The organism is Sphaerisporangium flaviroseum (assembly GCF_039537005.1).
Classification (GTDB): domain Bacteria; phylum Actinomycetota; class Actinomycetes; order Streptosporangiales; family Streptosporangiaceae; genus Sphaerisporangium; species Sphaerisporangium flaviroseum.
In genome coordinates this window covers 303,102-322,197 of record NZ_BAAAZR010000008.1, presented here as the reverse complement: position 1 = coordinate 322,197, position 19,096 = coordinate 303,102, and the positions used below count along the sequence as shown (strand labels likewise).

11 protein-coding genes are annotated in these 19,096 nt (G+C 71.1%); 9 read left to right on the top strand and 2 right to left on the bottom strand.

Annotated features, from left to right (window positions below):
• Positions 1-7: 7 nt before the first annotated feature.
• A complete protein-coding gene (locus ABD810_RS17790; protein ID WP_344940830.1) occupies positions 8-346 on the bottom strand; it encodes a cytidine/deoxycytidylate deaminase family protein in 339 nt (112 codons plus the stop codon).
• 9 nt (positions 347-355) lie between these two features.
• Complete coding sequence (locus ABD810_RS17785) at positions 356-1,006, bottom strand: hypothetical protein (protein ID WP_344940827.1); 651 nt, start codon at positions 1,004-1,006, stop codon at positions 356-358.
• 321 nt (positions 1,007-1,327) lie between these two features.
• On the opposite strand from ABD810_RS17785, the gene ABD810_RS17780 reads away from it, so the two are divergent.
• The 9 genes from ABD810_RS17780 to ABD810_RS17740 all read left to right on the top strand — a co-directional run bounded on the left by ABD810_RS17780 (position 1,328) and on the right by ABD810_RS17740 (position 19,029).
• The gene (locus ABD810_RS17780) at positions 1,328-2,497 is read left to right on the top strand and encodes a S8 family serine peptidase (protein WP_344940824.1); all 1,170 of its coding nucleotides are present in this window, start codon (positions 1,328-1,330) and stop codon (positions 2,495-2,497) included.
• Positions 2,498-2,785: 288 nt separating this feature from the next.
• On the top strand, positions 2,786-5,062 hold the full coding sequence (locus ABD810_RS17775; protein WP_344940821.1) for a protein kinase domain-containing protein: 2,277 nt from the start codon (positions 2,786-2,788) through the stop codon (positions 5,060-5,062).
• Between the two features lie 45 nt (positions 5,063-5,107).
• Positions 5,108-5,479 carry a YbaB/EbfC family nucleoid-associated protein gene (locus ABD810_RS17770; protein ID WP_344940818.1) on the top strand — a complete coding sequence of 124 codons (372 nt, stop codon included), beginning with the start codon at positions 5,108-5,110 and terminating at the stop codon, positions 5,477-5,479.
• A gap of 78 nt (positions 5,480-5,557) precedes the next feature.
• Positions 5,558-6,538, top strand: coding sequence for an SseB family protein (locus ABD810_RS17765; protein WP_344940815.1), 981 nt, complete (start codon positions 5,558-5,560; stop codon positions 6,536-6,538).
• Entirely contained in the window at positions 6,535-6,933 is a 399-nt protein-coding gene (locus ABD810_RS17760) for a hypothetical protein (protein ID WP_344940812.1), read from the top strand. The genes ABD810_RS17765 and ABD810_RS17760 overlap by 4 nt, the downstream gene beginning before the upstream one ends.
• Positions 6,934-7,142: 209 nt before the next feature.
• Entirely contained in the window at positions 7,143-7,547 is a 405-nt protein-coding gene (locus ABD810_RS17755; protein WP_344940810.1) for a YbaB/EbfC family nucleoid-associated protein, read from the top strand.
• 6 nt (positions 7,548-7,553) lie between these two features.
• Positions 7,554-7,880: a hypothetical protein gene (locus ABD810_RS17750; RefSeq protein WP_344940806.1), complete on the top strand. Its 327-nt coding sequence runs from the start codon at positions 7,554-7,556 to the stop codon at positions 7,878-7,880.
• A gap of 128 nt (positions 7,881-8,008) precedes the next feature.
• The gene (locus ABD810_RS17745; RefSeq protein WP_344940803.1) at positions 8,009-18,508 is read left to right on the top strand and encodes a LysM peptidoglycan-binding domain-containing protein; all 10,500 of its coding nucleotides are present in this window, start codon (positions 8,009-8,011) and stop codon (positions 18,506-18,508) included.
• A complete protein-coding gene (locus tag ABD810_RS17740; protein WP_344940799.1) occupies positions 18,505-19,029 on the top strand; it encodes a hypothetical protein in 525 nt (174 codons plus the stop codon). The genes ABD810_RS17745 and ABD810_RS17740 overlap by 4 nt, the downstream gene beginning before the upstream one ends.
• Positions 19,030-19,096: the final 67 nt, after the last annotated feature.

The following is a 19,096-nucleotide window of genomic DNA, read 5'->3' as shown; positions in this document are numbered from 1 at the left end:
TCGCCGATCAGATGTACCGCCCCTTCACGGTGCCGTCCGGACCGGCCAGGAAGATGACCGCGTTGCCCAGATCCTGGACGACCGCGATGTCGGGGTCGCCGGGCTCCTGGGCCTCGCTGACGAGCGCGGCGGCCTCCAGCGAAACGGCCCCGCTGGACACGGCCATGGCGACCGCGACCTGCACGGCGGAGAGCTTGAGCGAGGGCAGATCGACGCTGGTCGCGGTGTAGGTGCGCCCGGTCTCGTCCCGCACGGCGGCGCCCTCCGCGGTCCCGTTACGGGCGCGGGCGGCACGGGCCAGAGTGATGATCTTGCTGTCCTCTGGATCGAGGGTCGTCTCAGTCACGGGCACAGGTTACTCGGCCGACTCCCGCACCTTGGCGGTGAGGACGGTGGCCAGTCTCTCGGTGCGCTCGGGGTCCAGCCGGGCCAGGCCGGTGTGCACGAGCGAGATCAGCATGTCACCCGAGCGCACCACGACCAGGTGCATGTCGTACGGATAGCCGCCGGCCCTGCCCTTGAACCGCCGTGCCTCGACCCCGTCCCCGATCCGCCCCACGGGCAGCGCTGATCCGACCAGGCGGTCGCCGCCGCCGGCCGTCTTCGCCGAGGCCACCGAGCACTCGCGCATCAGGCCGGCCACGTCGCTGAGTGCCTGCCGGGCTTCGGCGCGCCCGTAGGCGGAGAGCACGACCCCGGCCGTCTCGCCCAGCCGGGAGCCCCGGAACGAGGCGGCCTTCGCCGGGGCGGACGCGGGAGCCGCCTTGCCCTCGGCGAGGTCGAAAAGCCTGCCGCACTGCTCGTTCGCCGGGCGGAACGGTGGCTGCCACGCGGCCTCGGCCTGCTCGGAGAAGTCCACCGACGGGTCGTCGACCTCCGCCAGAGCCCTGCTCGCCCGCGCCAGCCCTTCCTTGCCATCCGGCTCGCCGAAAGCATGTCCTCCCAGGCCACACCCCGTCGCCCCGGCGAGCAGCACGCAGGAAAGGACCACCCAGGTGATACGCATCGTGCCCCCCGAATTTCCCGCTGGGCGGGAATCCCCGGCTCCCACCTGCGGGTTTTGTTCCCGATCGACAAAAGGCGCAATCTCATGAGGTGTTGTGATGGTTCTCCGTGATCGGTGACGGTCGTGGGATGCCGTGGCATTCCCGCCCACTATCAATGGATACGCGGAGATATGTTGCTACCGCGTACAGTGATCATCCCGCCAAAGCATCCTTTATCCGACATATCGCTACGATTCGCTAACCAGTATTGGCTAGGCTTCCCCGTCGTATACGGGCGGCGGCTCCGATGCCCAGGTCATCGCGAGAGGTGGAACTGACGCATGGTCGGTCGGGGGATGGTGGCCGGCGCGATGGCGCTGGCGCTGGTGGCCGTACCGGGCACGGCCGCCGCGGCCACTCCACGCGTACCCGAGCCCTGCGCGCCCCCGCGCGGCGGCACCCAGGTCGGCGAGTCGTGGGGGCAGCGGCGGCTCGCCTTCACCGGCGTGTGGCCCCTCACGCAGGGCGAAGGCGTGACCGTGGCACTGGTCGACAGCGGGGTGGACACCCGTCACCCCCAGGTGAGGGTCGCCAAGTCGGTCGACCTGACCGGGACCGGCCCTCTCGACTGCGTCGGGCACGGCACCGCCGTGGCCGGGATCATCGCGGGCGCGGACATGAAGGAGATCCCCTTCGCCGGCGTAGCCCCCAAAGCACGACTTATCTCCATAAAGCAGACAAATACCGAAAGTGGGGATGTAGCGCTGCTCGCCGAAGGGATCAAGCGGGCGGCCGACCTCGGAGCCAAGGTCCTCAACATCTCCATCCAGACGAGCGACCAGCCCGACCTGAAGAACGCCGTCGACTACGCGCTGGCCCAGGACGTCGTCATCGTGGCCGCCGCCGGCAACATACGAAAGGGCGACGGCACCCCGGCCCCCGCCTACCCGGCCGCCTACCCGGGAGTCCTCTCCGTCGGATCGGCCGGGCCGGACGGCAAGCGCACCGACTTCTCCAACGCCACCACGCCCGTCTCGGTCCTCGCCCCGGGCAAGGACCTCACGAGCACCTGGCCCGGGGCCGCGTACCGTCAGGACCTGGAGGGCACGAGCTACGCCGCCCCATACGTCGCCGGCGTGGCCGCCCTGGTGCGGGCCCGCCATCCCGAGCTCGACAACGTCCGGGTACGGCGGCGCATCGAGATCACCGCCGACGGGGCATCCGGCGTGGGGACCGGCGCCGGCATGGTCAACCCTCTCCTCGCGGTGTCCGAAATCCTTCCCTCGGAGGTGGTCGCCATCGCGCCCCGGCAGCGCGGCGCGCTGCCCCCCGGCGTCGTGAGCAAGGCGAAGCCTCCGGACCAGGAGGCCATCAACCTCTCGGTGGGCGTCGCGGTGATCGCCGTCTGCGCTGCGGCGCTGGTCACGGCCGTGGGAATGGTGATTCCCCTGGGCCGCCGCCGCGGGTGGAAACCGGCCAACAAGGCGCTGTCCGGCCAAGTGAAGCCGTAACCCCTACCCATTTCCACGCAGGGAAGATCAACGAATCCGTAACATGTGATGCAGGCGTGACAAATTACGTTTTACGGGACCTAAATCTGTGGTCTCATGACACGCGAGAGTTGAACGTAGGGGAAGGCGATAGAGGACATGCACTCATTGCTGCCGGACGACCCCAAGCAGGTGGGCAAATACGCCCTTCTTGGACGCTTGGGTCAGGGACCGCGAGGAATTGTCTATCTTGCTCGGCTCTCCGAAGAGGCGCAGGCCGCGGGTCTGAATGACCCGGCCCAGCCTCCTGTGACCGTCGCGACCGGGAAGACCCCGGCGCCCGAGGAGGCCCAGCCCGGCGGGAAGCCCGAGGCCCCTGCCGGAGCCGTGCCGTCCGAGAAGGCGCAGGCCGCCGAGAGCTCGGCCGAGCCCACCGGCTCTGCCGCCCCGGCCACGTCCGTCCCCTCCACGTCCGAGGCCCCTACCGAGCCCACGGCCTCCAGCGCCGCATCCGGGTCCGCCGGCGCCCCGGCGGCGCCCGCCGGGCCCGTGGTCTCCCCCGGCCCCTCGGCCTCTCCTGATGAGGCCGAGCGGGATCGGCGCTTCGTCGTCAAGCTGCTGCCCCCGTGGCCGGAAGCGGACTCCGTCGCTCGTGCGCGCGTGGTGGACGAGCTGTCCGCCGCCCAGCGGGTCTCCAGCGCGTACGCGGTCAGGGCCGTCGACGCCGGATGGACGGGCGACCGGGCCTACGTCGTGCGCGAGTACGTCGAGGGCCGTTCCCTGCGCGAGGCGGTCGAGACGGACGGGCCGCTGCCCGCCGACGTGCTGGAGCGGATCGCCGTCGGCACGCTGACCGCGCTCACCGCCGTCCACCTCGCCGGAATCGCGCACCGCGGCCTCACCCCCGACAACGTGCTCCTCGACCCCGACGGGCCGCGCGTCTCCGACTTCGGCCTCGGCGAGACCGCCTACCGCTCTCCCGAGCAGGTCCGGGGCGAGCCCGCCGGCCCTGCGGCCGACGTCTTCGCCTGGGCCACGACGATCGCCTACGGCGCGACCGGCGACGAGCTGTTCGGCGACAGCGCCGAGGCGATCGCCACGGCCCGGCCCGACCTCGGCGCCCTGTCGCTCCCGCTGCGGGACGTCGTCGCCTCGTGCCTGGCCAAGATGCCGGCCGAGCGGCCCACCGCGCAGGGCGCGATGCTGTGGCTGCTCGGCGAGGAGAAGGCGGGCCCGCCCGCCCCCGCGATCCCGGCGGCCCCCGTCCCCGGCGCTCCTCAGGTTCCGGCCGGGCCGTCCTTGATCAACGTGAGCGGGCCGAGCGCTCCCTCCACCGCCGCGGTGCCCCGCCGGCCTGAAGGCGAGGAGCCCGCGCCCGTATGGGCCGTTCCCACGCAGCAGGCCCCGTCCGCCCCGGTGTGGACCGCGCCTGTGCTGCCTTCCGAAGTCCCCGAGCTTCCCGCCCCGCCGGCCGCGTCCCGCAACGGTCTCACCCCGGCCACGCTGCCGCGCAAGAAGACCGGTCCGAACTTCCCCATCGGGCTGGTGGCCGGAGTCGGCGTCGTGATCGGGCTCTCGGGTCTTGGGCTGTGGGGCGCGGGGCACTACTCCGGCACCCAGCAGATCGGGCGGGTGGCCGCCGAAGGCCAGGTGACCGGCGTACCGATGCCGTCCGGCGGCCTCGGCAACGTCGGAGGCGTCGGCGAGTCGACCGCGCCCCGGCCGCAGGTCACCGTGCCGTGGGCAAGCTCGCCCGACCCCCAGGACACGGGCGTGTACCCGATGCGGCTCACGACGGCCACTCCCTCGATCGGGATACCGACCCTCTCCCCCGGACCGCAGTTCACCCCGCCGCCGATCCCGACACCCGTGCCGACGCCGACGGTCTCGCGCACGCAGTCGCCGACCCCGGCGCCCACCGTCACGGTCACGAAGACTCCCGAACCGACGGTGACGCCCACCGCCGAGCCGACCCCGACGCCCTCGGGCCCGTCCCAGACGCCTGTGCCGTCCGGTGGCGGGACCCCGACCCCCGAGGCGACGCCGTCCGGCACGCCGACGCCCTCGCCGAGCGGGCCGCAGAACCTGGTCCCGAGCGCCACCCCGACGCCCACGCCCACCGCCACGGCCCCGGTCTCTCCCCGGCCGACGGTCACCAGGACGGCCACGCCCCGGCCCACGCGGACCGCGAGCTCCACACCCCGGCCGACCGTGACCAGGCCGATCGTGCCCAGGCCGACCGGCACGACGTCCAAGCCGCCGGTCTCCAGCCCCTACACGCCGCAGACCGTCTGCGGCGGGGGCTTCTCCGTCGTGCGGTCGAGCCCGTTCAACGGCGGAGTGACCTACCAGCTGTACAACGGCGCCACGGCGTCCACCTGTGTGGTGACGATGAAGACGCAGTACCTCGGCATCGCCACACCGGTGTCCGCGACCCTGGAGGTGCAGGGCTCGGCCCCCGTGAGCAACAGCGGGTCCTTCAAGTACTACGCCGGTCCGGTGATCATGGCTTCCAAGGGTAAGTGCGTGAGGTTCGGCGGCAGCACGGCAACGGGTTCCACCAGCGTGCCGTTCACCTGTGGATAGGCGTCCAGCCTTTCCCGCGAGCGCCCGTGACCGAAGGACGGCCGCATGACGACGAGTGGCGGGCCGTACTCGCCCACGGGTGACCCGGAGGTCGACCAGGTACTGGAGACGCTCGCCGACCAGTCGGCCCGGTTCGAGGAGGCCGGGCGGCTGCTCTCCGAGACGCGGGGCCGGGGCGAGGCCGAGGAGGGACGCGTGGTCGTCGAGGTGCTGCCCAACGGCTCCCTCGCCGGCCTGCGGATCGACCCGCGCGCGATGCGGCTCGGCTCCGAGGCGCTTGCCGAGGCGATCCTGCGGGCGGCCGGGGAGGCGGAGGCCGACGCCGTGAGGCAGGCCGAGTCGCTGATGCTGCCGCTCCTCGGCGAGCCCGGCTCGCCGGGCCGGGACGTGTACCAGGCGCTTCCCGCCGACCGCTAGGGCGCGGCGGATCCTGCCCGCTCTTCCGGCCGGTCGGCCTCAGGGGGCACCGGGAACCACGCCCGCTGAGGTCTTATAGTGATCGTCGTGCGGGAATGGGAGCCGGCGGGTCCTTTCGAGCAGATGCTCGGCTCGGCCTTCGAGGGCGACGACCTCTCCCTCTGCCTGGCCCTGCTGCGGAACGCGGAGTTCGCGCTCCCGATCAGCCCTGCCGCCGCGGCAGGCGAGGAGCCGGTCGCCTGGCCCACCATGGCGGGCGACGACCGCACGTGGCTCATCGCCTACACCTCGCAGGAGGCGATGCGGTCCGGCGTCGGCGACGCGTCCCGGCATTACCGCATCGTCTCGATGGTCGAGATGGCCGCGGGGTGGCCCGACCCGCGCTGGGGCCTGGCGGTCAACCCTGGTCTCCTGGTGAGTTTCTTCCTGGAGTCCGGAACGGTCGCGAGGCTCGCCGTGCCGTCCATGACGCAGGACCTCCTGGTCGAACCCGGCTCCGGCGTGCCGGTCGTGCAGAAGCTGCTGCGGCCCGCCGACCTCCATGACCTGCTCGCCGGAGGCGTTTCCCGGGTCTCCGGGTACTGCCACCACGCCCTGGACGTCGCCCACATCGCGACCCCGACCGTGCTGGTGGAGGCCCTCGGGCAGTCGGCCGAGGAGGGCCTGGTCACCCACGAGGGCTCGGTGAACATCCTGCGGTGGCGCGTGGCCGGGCCCGGCCTCTACCGGACCCCGTACGGAGGGACGGACGAGGAGACCATGACCGCCGTGGCGGGGTGGGTGATCGAGGAGCCTCCGTTCGTCGGCCTGGGGCTCGTGCCGAACGTCGACCAGGTGATCCGTGAGTACAAGGTCGACGGCGTCGGGCTGCCGCACGGTACGGAGATCTGGGAGCTGACCGCCGCGGGCGTCGAGTACCGCCGTGCCGTGTACGACGGCGACCTCGAACGGTGGATGCTGGTCCATATCGTGCCACCCGGCGACGCGGCGCGTGCCGAGGACGGGCACGCCGCCGCCGCGGGCCCACCCGGCCCGTATGACCCCGAACAGCCGCGATGAGCTGGCACTCCTACCGCGCGCGCTGGCGCGGAACCGACTACGAGGCGAGCGCCGACCCCCGTGCCGACCGGCTATGGATGCGGCTGCGTGCCTCCGAGCCCGCCGAGGGCTTCGAGGAGGTCGCGCCGGGCCGTTTCATCCGGCCGGTGCCGGCCCAGGAGTGCGAGGCGGTCTACTTCGTCACGACGACCGGCAGGTGGCGGGGTGCCGAGTGTCAGGTGCACGACGAGCGCGAGGGTGAGTTGCTCATCGAGTACACCGGTGGGCTGTTGCCGGTGGCGCTCGAACTGGGGCTGGAGCGGATCGAGCGGGGAGTCCACCGGGGCTGGGTCCCCCGCGACGAGGTGCTGGAGCTCGGCGAGCACGCCGTCCCGCTCGACATCTGGACCCAATAGCGCGGTTTTTGTCCGAGTTTCCGGGCTTCTAACCCTGCAGATCCCGACTAAGGCTTCAATGTAACGTCTGTGGATCACAATGCTTGCCGGATGACATTCCGAAATGTCAGAATGACGCCTCGAAGCAACTGTTTCTCTGAAGTTAGACCATGGTTACGGTGCAGTTAAGCATCACACCCGTGGTGGACAGGTGCTCTGGGGGAGGCCAGGTGGAGCCCTTGGAAAGGATGGACGCGGCAGAGATGCAGGCCTACGCCGAGGAGCTGCGCACCACATTCATGCGCCTTCAGGAAGAGGCGCCGGCGGTGCACGAGAAGGCACGCGCCGTCCAGGTCACCGAGAAGTCGCGCGACGGGCTCGTAGCGGCGACCGTCGGCGCGCGCGGTGACCTCATCAGACTCGATATCGATCCGCGCATTTACCGGCGGTCCGACTCCCGCGCGCTGGCCGACTCCATCACCGAGACCGTCCAGCGGGCCGCGGCGAAGGCCCAGGCCGAGGTCATCGAGCTCTTCGAGCCGTTGATCCCGGCCGAGCAGATGAGAGCGCACCTCCAAGGAGACCTGGAGCGCGTGCTGGAGCAGATGGCCACGCAGATGCTCGGAAAGAAGTGAGCCGCCATGCCTGAACATGTCGACATCCACGCGCCGGCGGCGTTCCTGGGACTGGCGCGGCTCGACGCCGCGACGAACGACGTCACCGTCCTCTGGAACAACGGCGTGTCGCGGATCAAGCGCATCATCGAAACCGAGCCGTGGGGGCAGGACTCCGCGGGGAAAGCGTTCCTGGCCGCGTACACGAAGGACGGCGGGCCCGAGCGCATGATCCAGGACGGCAACATGCTCATGAAGGACGTCAACGCCCTCGGCGTGAAGGTTCGGACGGCCGTCTCGCGGACGCGTGTGACCGACCAGGCGCAGGCCGAGGCGACCACCTGGAACGTCTGACCCGAGCCACCCCTCTCGGCCGACCGGCCGGCGGGCCCTTGACGACGAGGCCGGTCAGCGCACCGCCTGCCAGCACGCCCGACGCTCAGCGCGTTTCCGGGAGCCGATGAACACCAGATTGGGGTGACGTGGCGCAGAACACGAACCCCGCCGTCGATCCGAACGCCACTGGCGGCCAGTCTTCCATCGTGGGCAGCGGCAGCACCACCGCCGACGTCACGCCCGCGTGGGGCGAGGCCCTGCCCCCGTGGGCCGACTGGCTCATCTCCATGATCGTCTCAGGGCAGAGCTGGCCCCAGGGCAGCGAGACCCGGCTCTGGGCCCTCGCCAAGGAGCACCAGGCGCTCGGCGGCGGCCTGTACGGCTCCGTGGAACGGAATGTCGCCGGATACAGGGCCGTGCTCGTCGGATGGGAGGTCCCGGCCACCCCCGTGTACCTGCGGGAGGCCGGGCGGCTCCTCGAATCAGGGGTCGGCGGGCTGGGGGTCGAGAATCTCAACAAGGCCCTGCAGGCCGACAGCTTCGCGAGCGAGACCCAGTATTCCAAGCTCTCCATCAACGTGGCCTTCTGGATCGCGGTGATCGCGGCGTTCATCGCCCTGGTCGTCGCGTTCTTCACCGCCGGCACGACCGCTCCGGTGATCGGCCCCATCGCCGCCTCCGCGCGCGCGGCGATCGCCCGGATCCTCCAGAGACTCGCCATGGTCGCCGGGCGTGACTTCAGCGCCGGCGTCGCCACCCGGCTGGCAGCCACGAACGCCGGGCGGGTGGGTGCCCAAGGCCTCTTCCGTACGGTCCTCACCAGCCACCTGGGCAGGGAGATCATCGAGGAGATCGGCGAAGAGGTCTTCATCGACGCCTGGACCCAGCGCCGACAGATGGAGCTGGGGACGCGCACCAACTGGGACTGGAACAGGACCAAGGCCTCGGCGGTGGGCGCGGGCGGCGGCGCGGTGATCGGTATGAAGTTCGCCGCCCCCTTGTCCAGGTTCAGCGACAGGGTCCCGCTCCTCAGGACGCTGAACAACGCGGGCGGGACCGCTCCGGGGGTAGGCAACGCCTTCCTCCGCTTCCCCGGCCGGGCCCTGCAGACCGGTCTCAACAACATGGTCGCCTCCCCTGCCGGCAGCATCCTCGCCAACGCCGCGGTCTACCACGAGTGGCACCCCATCACCGGCGAGTCCCTGCTCGGAGCGATGATGGGCGGCGCCGGCCGGACCAACACGATCAGCCCGTTCAACCCGGACGTGGCCGCCGCGGTCACCCACCCCATCGCGACCCTCCACAGCGCGGAGGCGGCCGCCGCCCGCAGCGACGCCGCCAGGGCCGACCTCGCCAACACGACCGGACCCGAGCCTCCGCCGGCGGACCCCAACCCCAACCCCGACCCTGACCCTGACCCCGATTCGTCCCGGCAGGATCCCGCCGCCCCCCACACCGCTCCCGCCGGGGTGGGAGGGGGACTCCCCCTGTCCGGAAACCCCTCCGCCGACGGTGACCCGGCCGCTGCCACCAACCCACCCGCTTCCGCCACGAGCTCACCTCCCTCGCCCGGCGGGCCACCCGCCGCGGGTTCCCCCACCGGCCAGCCACTCGCCACAGCCTCGCCGAACCTCTCCGGCCAGCCGCCCGCCACCGGCACCGACCAACCCACCTCAGCGGGCCAGCCACCCGCCACCGGCTCCCCCACCGGCCAGCCACCCGCCACCGGCTCCCCGAACCTCTCCGGCCAGCCGCCCGCCACCGGCACCGATCAACCCACCTCAGCGGGCCAGCCGCCCGCCTCCTCCGAGGCCACGGGTGCCAAGACCTCTCCCGCGTCTCCCACGGGGACGGCGTCTCCCGGGGCCCCCGCCTCCCCCAGCACAGGCGATCCCTCGAACGGTGGGGTGGCACCGGCCCCCAGCGGTGCTCCCTCCGGCGCGGCTCCGGCATCCCCTCAGGGAACACCCTCCGGACCACCCGCGCCCGCTGGGACGCCCACGGGTGATCCGCAGGCGACCGGTTCGGGAGCCCCAGCCGGCTCCGCCCCGCAAACGGCCAACCCGGCGACCCCCGCCACGCCGCCCGGCTCCGGCCCCGTCGCCCCCGCCGTGCCCGGCCAGAACGCGGCACCGCAGGCGGGCACGCCCGTAACCGGCACGCCCGTAACCGGCCCTCAGGGAGACCCCGGATCCGCCGCCACGCCCGGCACGACTCCCGGCACCTCCCCATCCACACCGAGCAGCCCCACGCCGCCCGCGATGGCGATGGGGTCCACCCCCAGCGGGCCGGACGCCGCGCTTGCCCCGCCCTCGGCCGGGACGTCCTCCACCGCCATGGCCGGCCCTGGTACGGCGCCGGCCGAAGCGTCCGAAGTCGTGCCGGCGTTCAGTACTCCCCGGCCGCCGGCACCGGAGCCCACCTCCCGCAGAAAGGCCGACGATCCGGACGTCGTGCGGGAGGTCGCCGATGTGGTCAGCCGCACACTGCCCATCGTCGCGCCGGACGCGTTGCCGCTCCAGGACGGCACCCTGCGGTTCACCGCGCCGAACGGCCGGGTGTACCGCGTACCCGCCGACGTCCTCGACCGCACGCTCTCGCACCTCCGGCGCCGGGTGGCCGACGGCGCTCACGGAGACCAGGTCGTCGCCGAGGCGGCGGCCTGGCTGGGTAAGGCCATGGCGAGGGCGGGGCATCGGGTGTCGCCCATGGAAGGCGCGCTGAACGCCCTGGGACGGCTGGCCGACGCCTCACCCGACCTGCGAGGCGTCGCGATAGATGTGGCACGCGACTACGTAGGACGTCGATGGCACCGCGTGCGGCTGGGCCGCCTGGAGCACCCCGGAGACCGCCTGGCGAAGCAGGCGATGCGCCGCCCAGGGCTCCAGCCGATCGCGCAACTGTACAACGTCCGGACCGAGGTGCTCGAACGAGCACGGCAGCAGATCGCCGAACGTGTCGCCGCCCTCGAGAGTCACCTGGGCGGTGACCCCGACACGTCCCAGGCCGACCCGGGCCACGACGCCACCCGTCCGGCCCAAGGGGTGATCCGCAGGTTCCTTGGAGACCCGGCCGGACGTGCCCGGCTCCGGGCCGACGCGGAAGCGCGGTTCGAGGAGTTCCGGCGTCTCGCCCGCCTCTGGACCGAGGCCGCGCCCGACGAGCGATCCGCCCACCGGACCTCCCTGGACCAGTTGGCCACGCGGATGGAAGCGCAGGGGGATACGGTCCCCGTGCCGCCGTGGGACACCGACCGGGTTCGTACGGTCCCGGGCGTACCCGCCACCCCGGCTCTCCCCACCCCCGCTCCCGCCGCCACGCCGGCCACCTCCACTCCCGGCGCCGCAGGGCCGGAGCCGGAGGCGCGTCCGGTACCGGCCGCGGTCACCGAACTCTCCGAGCAGGTCCGGAGGCTGAGGGATTCCCTGGTCGAGGCCAGTGCGGCCATACACCGTCTCCGCATCGCCAACTCGCGCAAGAGGATGGACCTCGAAGACACCTCCGAAATAACAGAGGGCAAGATAGACAAGGCCCGGCACGGCGAGGACAGGTGGGCAGAGGAGCGCGGACGCAAGCTGCGGGCCGACCTCAGCGACCAGCGAGCGTCCATCGAACGCCACCGGCGCATCGGGGAGCGATATCGCCAGGCCGAGGACCTCGCCGCCGCCGTGATCTCCGCCTACAAAGACGTGGCGGGCGCTCTGGACGCATGGGCGGCGGCGGAACAGACCACCGAGTCGGCGGCTCAAATGGCGGCCCGCGTCGCGCGCCTCTCCGAGCAGGCGGACGCCGCCTTCGCGGAGTACGCCGCCGCGATGGCGAAGGCGAGGCCGCAGCAAGAGCTGCTGGCCGCCGGCATCGCCGCCAGCGAACTGCCTCACATGATGGAGCTGACCGAGGAGGTCAACCGGCAGCTGGCCGGGCGGGGCGCCTCACAACGCTTCACCGCCGAAGAGCTGCACTGGGAGCTGGGGTCGCGGTTCGACCAGCTCGCCACCGGGGACGGCGTGGTGCTGCGCGTTGGGGTGGGCAACAAGCAGGTCGAGCTGCGCATCCAAGGCACGTTGGGTGAGCCTGTGGAGGTTCCCGACGCCCGGCGGAAACATTCTGAGGGGATGTCGGCCCGGCTCACCCAGGGCGGCAGCTGGGTCTCGGCGACCATCGCACGCCTGGTCAACATCACCAGCGACTGGAACACGATGGTCCTCGCCCGGCTGCTGCCGGACGACAGCCCTCCGGACACGTTATGGGGCCGGATCCAGGCATGGGCGAAGTACGTGGTGCTGGGCGTGGGATACAACCGCGGCCATGCGACGAACATCAGCGTGAGCAGCGCGGGGTATGTCCTGGACGGCCAGGTCGCCGACAACCGTGGCGACGGCACGATGTTCCTCGTCCCCATGACCTACAACGTGTCCACGCGCCACCACTCCGAACTGGAATGGTCGCAGGAGGTCCTGGTCGGTGACGAGGAAGGGCAGCCCTTGAGGCTCTGGCTGTCCCATGCCCACACCGAGCCGCCTCCGGAGGAGACGTTCCAGCTTCGCCCCGACGAGGTCGGCGAGGCTCCTTTCCCCCGCTACGTGAGCCTGCACACGACCGGCCTGGAGTCGTTGGCCGACGAGCTGATCTCGGAGCTCGGGTATCCGTACGGGAAGGTGGGCAACAGGGCCCGGGACCAGATCCGCACCATCCTCACCGAAGAGTTGGTCTCGCAGTTCCACACGGCGCTGGTCCCGCCCGCCAACGGCGCTCCGGGTACGTCCGCGCGCCCATCGGAGTTCTTCAAGCCGATCTACGATGGCGGTCACCCGGTGGGGGTGCTGGAGGTGCGGAGCACGCCCCGGCCCAATCCGCGGCTGCTGACGCGGGTGGCGCTCAAGCAGATGATGGAGTTCCTCGGCGTCGTCTTCTCGGGTTCGAACGGCGCCATGTCGTCGTCCCGCTTCTCCGGCGTCGGAGTCAGGGCCGGGGCCGGGTTCGACGCCGACACCTCCGACGGCGCCCACGGTTTGGCGGCGATGTCCAAACGGCTGGTCGCGAGCCTGCAGAGGGCGTGGTCTCGGACCGACGGCCTGTCCACCGGCGGCGTGGCGATCCAGCCGCTCGTCCGGCGTCTGGCGCACACCAACGCCCACGAGGTGATCATGGATCACACGGTCGTCTTCCACTCGTTCGATGGGCCGGGCGCCGAAGTGGAAGGCGTGACCACGAGTGTGCTCCAGACGCCGGTCCGGGACGCGGCCAGGTACGGATGGGAGGTGGACGCCGACGCGCTCGTCAAGGACGACGACGGCAACCCGCGGCGACGCCCGGATGATTCATACATATTCCATGGCGAAACCGTCCCCGAGCGGCCACCCGGCCGCAGGTTCGCCGACGAGCCGGAGATCCGCATCCCGGACTTCATGGGCACCGGGCCCGACCAGATCAGGGGTCCGGGTCCCACGGTGGTCTACCTCAACGCCGCCCAGGTGGAGAAGTACAGGAACCAGGTCGAAGCCGAACTGCGCAAGCTCCAACTCCTCCCGGAGCAGGACGCCGACGGCCGGCTCCGCTGGTCGGCCGACCCGCTGAGGCGGGAAGCGCAGGTCGCCAACCTGCGCGAGGTCAGGCAGCAGTTCACCGTGAACGCGGTGCAGAGCCGCCTCGACCAGGCCTGCCAGGAAGGCTTCCTGTTCGATGTCATTGACGTGGGGCAGATGCAGAGACTGGAGCAGCACAGTGTCCGTGTGCGACTGCGCGACACGGGTGCGTGGAGCTACGCCGGGTGGGGCACAGGGGATCCGTTCGTGGGGCTCAACATCGCCTCCAACACCACGGTCCGGTCGCGGACCCGGTCACGCACGTGGGGCGCCGGCCTCGCCTTGACCCTGCTCCGCACGCTTACTCAGAAGGTTTTCGGATTATTCGGGAAGATCGGCATCACTCCGGGGATCCTCGGCGGCCGGGGGAAGAGCGCCGGCTGGGGGATGGGGCACACCCTCAACTCGGTGACGCTGCACGAGAGCACCACCCCGCTGGCGGAGTTCACGGGTGGCTACTTCATGGACGTGGAGCTCCTGCAACAGGGCGGCCATCCGAAGAAGCTCATCACCGGGGATTTGACCTCGGAACCGGTGGCGGCGCAGATGTTCGCGGCCACGGACCTCCTGCCGGGCGGGGAGCCCCTTCCCGCGGAACCACACGCCACGCCCATAGAACTCATGCGCCGCTCCACACTGATCCACATGGAGACCGGTTCGATCCTCTCCGACATCGTCGGGCTGCTTCCGAGCGAGCTCGGGCCCGGCTCGGCCTTCTACCACCAGCTGGCGGAGCTCGTCAGCGTGCGCGCCCTGATCTCCAATCCCGCCTGGATGTACGCGCCCTACAGCATCCGGGTGGGAGACTATGAGATCACCATCCAGGGGGAACTGGGCGAGTCGACCTGGGAGCGGGTCAGGGCGCCAGTCAACGGTGAGATCATCCTCGGCCTGAACAGCACCTCCGTGAACCTCGGCCGGCAGCACAACGTGGGCGGGAGCGGCTCCGCCGGCACCACCGCCCAGGAGGAGGAGCCGGGACAGCAGGAGGACACCGACCTCGGTGAGATCGATGGGCGGGGATCGGTGTCACGCTTCGGCGGCCAGTCGGAGTCGCAGACCAGGATCGAGGGCGACGAGCCGATACTGGTCGAGACCGGTCTGGCGCTCCAGTCGATGGCGAAGCTGACGTTCCACGTCACCGTGGGCAAGATCGGCTCCGATGACGTCACCAGGGTGTCGGTACCCGATCTGAACCTCCTCTACGAGACACCGGAACGCGATGTCCTCCGCTTGTACGGGGACCGTCAGCTCGACGTTCCGATGCAGGCGGTGGCCGACGCGGTCGAACGTTATACGAACAGGGACCTGCAGCTCATGGCGCCGTTCGCCCGCAAGCTGATCAGGCACTACCGACAGGACCTACAGCGGTTCAGGCAGGCCAGGGCCTCCGAGGGCCACCCTCGGACACCGACCGACCACCTCATCGATAAGCACACCGACGAAATCCTCAGCGCCGCTCTGGCGCACCAGACAAGGTTCGACGGAAGGTCGCTCGACGAGGTCCTGAGCCCGGACCTCGACGAGCAGAAGCGCTTGGTGGACGTTCCCGGGCACATGGTGGACGGCATGGGCCTCAGCGTCTTCGAATCGGTCGATCTTTACGATTCCGACGGCGTGCGGACCCAGCCCCTCGACGAGGTCATGCAAGCCATCGAGAAGCTGGCTCCGGGAGCGCTGAAGGCGGACGGCCTGGTGCGCCGCGCCATCTTCGGCGAACTCGCCGGCGAGAACTGGTGGGGCAAGATCCGGAACCTTCTCTCACGCCAGGGAAAGGGATGGGAGTTCCCGATCCGGGTCAACGGTCATCGCACCGAGATGATCCGGATCACGGGGCGGGTGAGGTTCGGCAAGGAGATCGTCCTGGAAGGACGGACCGACGACCTCACCATCCTCCAGCAGGTCTACAACTACCTCGAGGAGACCTGGTCGGCCTACAAGGGCTGGTCGGTCGTGCGTGGCGTGTTCGGCAAGCTGTTCGGGTCCGGTTTCGGCGTCGGACCGAGTGCGGACACCGAACGCAGCCATACCCGGTCGCAGTCGCGCACCAAGCAACGAACCCGGCTGAACCGCACCGGCACCTTCGAGGGAGCCGACCGTATCCGCCACGACATCACCTTCGAGATCGACGTCGAGCGGATGCCCCTGCCTGACGGCTGGCCGGGGAACCGGATCACCCGGCCGCTGCGCACCGGCGCCCGCGCCGCGATGCGAGGCCTGGCACGCGCCGCCCGTGTGGTGGACCACAAGATCGCCAGCACGCAGACGCCCGTACCGGCGCCGGAGCCCCGCTACCAGGCGCATCCCACGATCGTGCTGACGGGTACCGCGCGCCGGCTGGTTCCGGACGGAATGACGACGGACGCCGGGCGGCAACGACAGCGGCCGGTCCCCCAGCTCGATCCCCGATCGGCGAGTGTGCCGGAGGGCTTCTACGCGGACGTGCGCGCGGACGACGTGGCCGATCAGGTGTTCGAGCGGCTTGCAGCGGAGGACGCCCTGGGCGCGACCGCCGAAGAGGCGCGGTGGGTGGTCTACGAGGGCCTCTCCCGGATGGCGCTGACGTCCAGGTTGCGGGACATGACCGACGACAACGGGTACGAGATGGTGTCCTTCCCCGTTCCCGGCACGACGGACGAGGTCATCAGGATCTGGGTCGAGGCGAACCTGTCGGACACCGACTACGCCGTCGGCCAGAGCGAGGCGGACGAGGAGGTCGGTGACGTCCGTCGTGATCAGGCGGCCTACAACACGGCGGCCGAGCGCACCAAGCTGACGCCGGTCACCCTAGGGGTCGCCGGGAGCGAAAACGTCACAGGGATCGGCGCCGGCGTCACCGTGCGGGACCAGGCGTCCGCCCGTGCGTCGACGAGCGGCGGGCTGCGGCGGGAGACGAGCCTCTTCCTGAAGGAGAAGGGCCTGACCGCCGAGTTCGCCGGGCGGTTCACCGTCCGCATCGAGCGGCACAAGATACGTCTGGGCCGCGGCACGCGCCGGCTGAAGTCGTATCCGCTGGCGGGCCCCGTCGCCGGAGCGGTCTACATGAGAGTCCTCGCGCCCGACTACGCGCTCCTGCAAGCGGAACTGGAGACCCCTCCGGTCTCGGACACCGGTTGGTCGTTCCACGAGGCCGACGGCCACGGACGCACCTGGCACCGCATCCCCGGCAGGCGCGCGAGCCGGTCCACTCCGCTGCCACTCCAGGAGATCCTCGACGCGGCGAACGTCGACATGGCGTCCATCACCGCCGACACGGTGCGGGCGGTGGCGGAGAAGCTACGCGAGCGGCTGGGACCCCGATCCACCGGCGGACCGGTCGCGTTGGCGGCACAGGCGGACGTGTTCGCCGAGCCCCTTCCCCCGCACTGGGCCCGGCTCATCGCGCGAGAGCTCGGCAGGGGCGTCGAGCTGGAGGTGGAGCGCACCGACGCCGGCGATCCCACCGGCCGCGTCGACCGCTACGTGGTCACCAGGGGCGGCAGGTTGTCGAGCCTTGTCTCCGACGGAGGGTTCACCGCCGCGCTCGGCGCCCTGCCGCCGGAGCTCCTGCTGACGGCGGCGGAGCGGCAGGTCGACCTGCGCCTGCTGTTCAACGAGGTCGCCGTGCAGGGCGATTTCGCCTTGGTGGTGCGGGAACGCTTCCGTGCCCTCCGCATTCCGGTGCCCGTACGTCCGGCACCGGCCTTCGAACCGAGCAAGCTCTGGGGACCAGGACCGCGGCGGGAAGCCGGTTCGACTCTCGGCGCAATCGGCATGGGCGGTGCCACGGCACCGGTGCATGCCGAGTCCGGCTTCGTCAAGGGACGGGCCCCCGAGGAGGGGGCGCTCGAGATGGACGAGATCCGCGCCGCCGTCGCCGAGGTCAACGACTCCAGCGTCGGCAGCGGGCGGCTGTCCTTCGTCGGCACGCCCGGAGACCCGATCCTGCGCGTGGTCACCGCCACGGCGCCCACCCCGCAGCATTTCCGGGTGACGACGGGCGCGCTCGCGGACGACCGGATGGCGAGGACGGACCTCCGGTCCGGAACAGTTGATGATCCGCACGTGATGACACTGGACTCGGACGTGCCGTCCGCCCTGGTGGCGCGGACGCTGGTGCACGAACTCGGCCACTCCCTGCGGGAGTTCGCCGCCGCGCGGCAGGGTCCCCCTCAGGGGATCATCCGTTCCTCGCTTCCCGGGGCGGACCCGGCGACGCGGCCGGAGACCAACGACCACTGTCTCGACGCGCGCCGCGACGAGCTCCGGTACCTGCTCGACAAGGCCAAGCGCCTGCCCCACCTCCAGAGCGAGCTCGAACCGCAGATAGACGGCTTGGCTCGGTTCATCGCCGCCCAAGGGCGCACGCCGACGGCAGGGCGACCGTCCGCGCCAAGCATCGGCGCCCTTCTGAACCAGGATCCGGCCACGTCCGCACCGGCGAGCTCTCTGCCTTCTCCCCCCGGGCCCAGACCGGCGGTCCCGGTGCCGGCTCCCCGCAGTCCGGCCGACCCACGGTCGAACCCCGGTGATCCGGCCCGGCCCCGGCCATCCGCCTCCCGTACGTCCCGGGCCGGGTCGAATCCCGGCCGCGCCCCCGAGTCCGATGACGAGTTCTGGGCCCGGATGCGACGGCTCACCAACTCGACCGGGTGGATTCCTCCCGAGGATGTGGTGTGCGTCTGCGCGCCGGGCGAACCCTGCACGTGCGGGCGCAGGCGCGGGGAGGATCCGTCCCCGGCGCCGTCGTCGCCGAGCCCGTCCGTGCCCACGACGCCCACCACACCGGCCGATCCCGGCGATCCGGATGACCCCGATGATCCGGATGATCCCCGTGAGCCGACCAAGCCGCAGGAGGACGACCCGCGTAACCGTCCTGTCAGGGTCGCGCGCGGGGGGACGCTCTGGGACATCGCGAAGGCCTGGCTGGGCCCCGGCGCCACGGAGTCCGAGATCTGGCGGGCCACACTGGACTGGTACAACGCCAACCGTGCCACGATCGGCAACGACCCCGACCTGATCCGTCCGGGCCAGGTGCTGCGGCCACCGAAGCTCAGACCAGCACAGAAGGGACCACGATGACACACCCGATCGCACGCAGCAGGGACGAGGCTCACCTGTACCTCGACCTGCATCCATGCAGAACGTGCGCGGGAGTGGACACGACGTGGGAGCACGCCGTCGTGGCCGTCGACGGTGAGCCGGTCGCGCGTTACAGCGGCGTGTGTTCCGGCTGCGGCGCCCAGCGAAGCCACCTGTTCGGCCTGCCGGAAGGGGAAGTGGTGGCCGAGCGCTTCCCGACGTTCGGCGGCTCCGAGCCCTCGCAGCTGCTGGACGCCGGCGAGTGGATGTGGGTGGCCGACCTCACCGCCGGCAACGTCCCCGCCGACGACCCCGACGCGGCACGGCAGGCACTGGCCATCGCGATCGCGTCCATCGACGAGGTGGTGAAGTTCATCCCGCCCGGGGAGCAGGACGTCCCCGCGACCGCCTTCTGGACCGAGCGTGGGAAGGAAATGCGCGACGCCGAGCCTGGCCGCTTCACCGCCGAACGGCTCCTGGTCGTCCGCCAGACCTACCAGAGGATCGCCGAGCGGCAGTGAGCACCCCCACCGATGGCGGCGACGGCGGCCGGTAGGGTCTCAAAGGAGCGCCGGAGAGGCCCGGCAG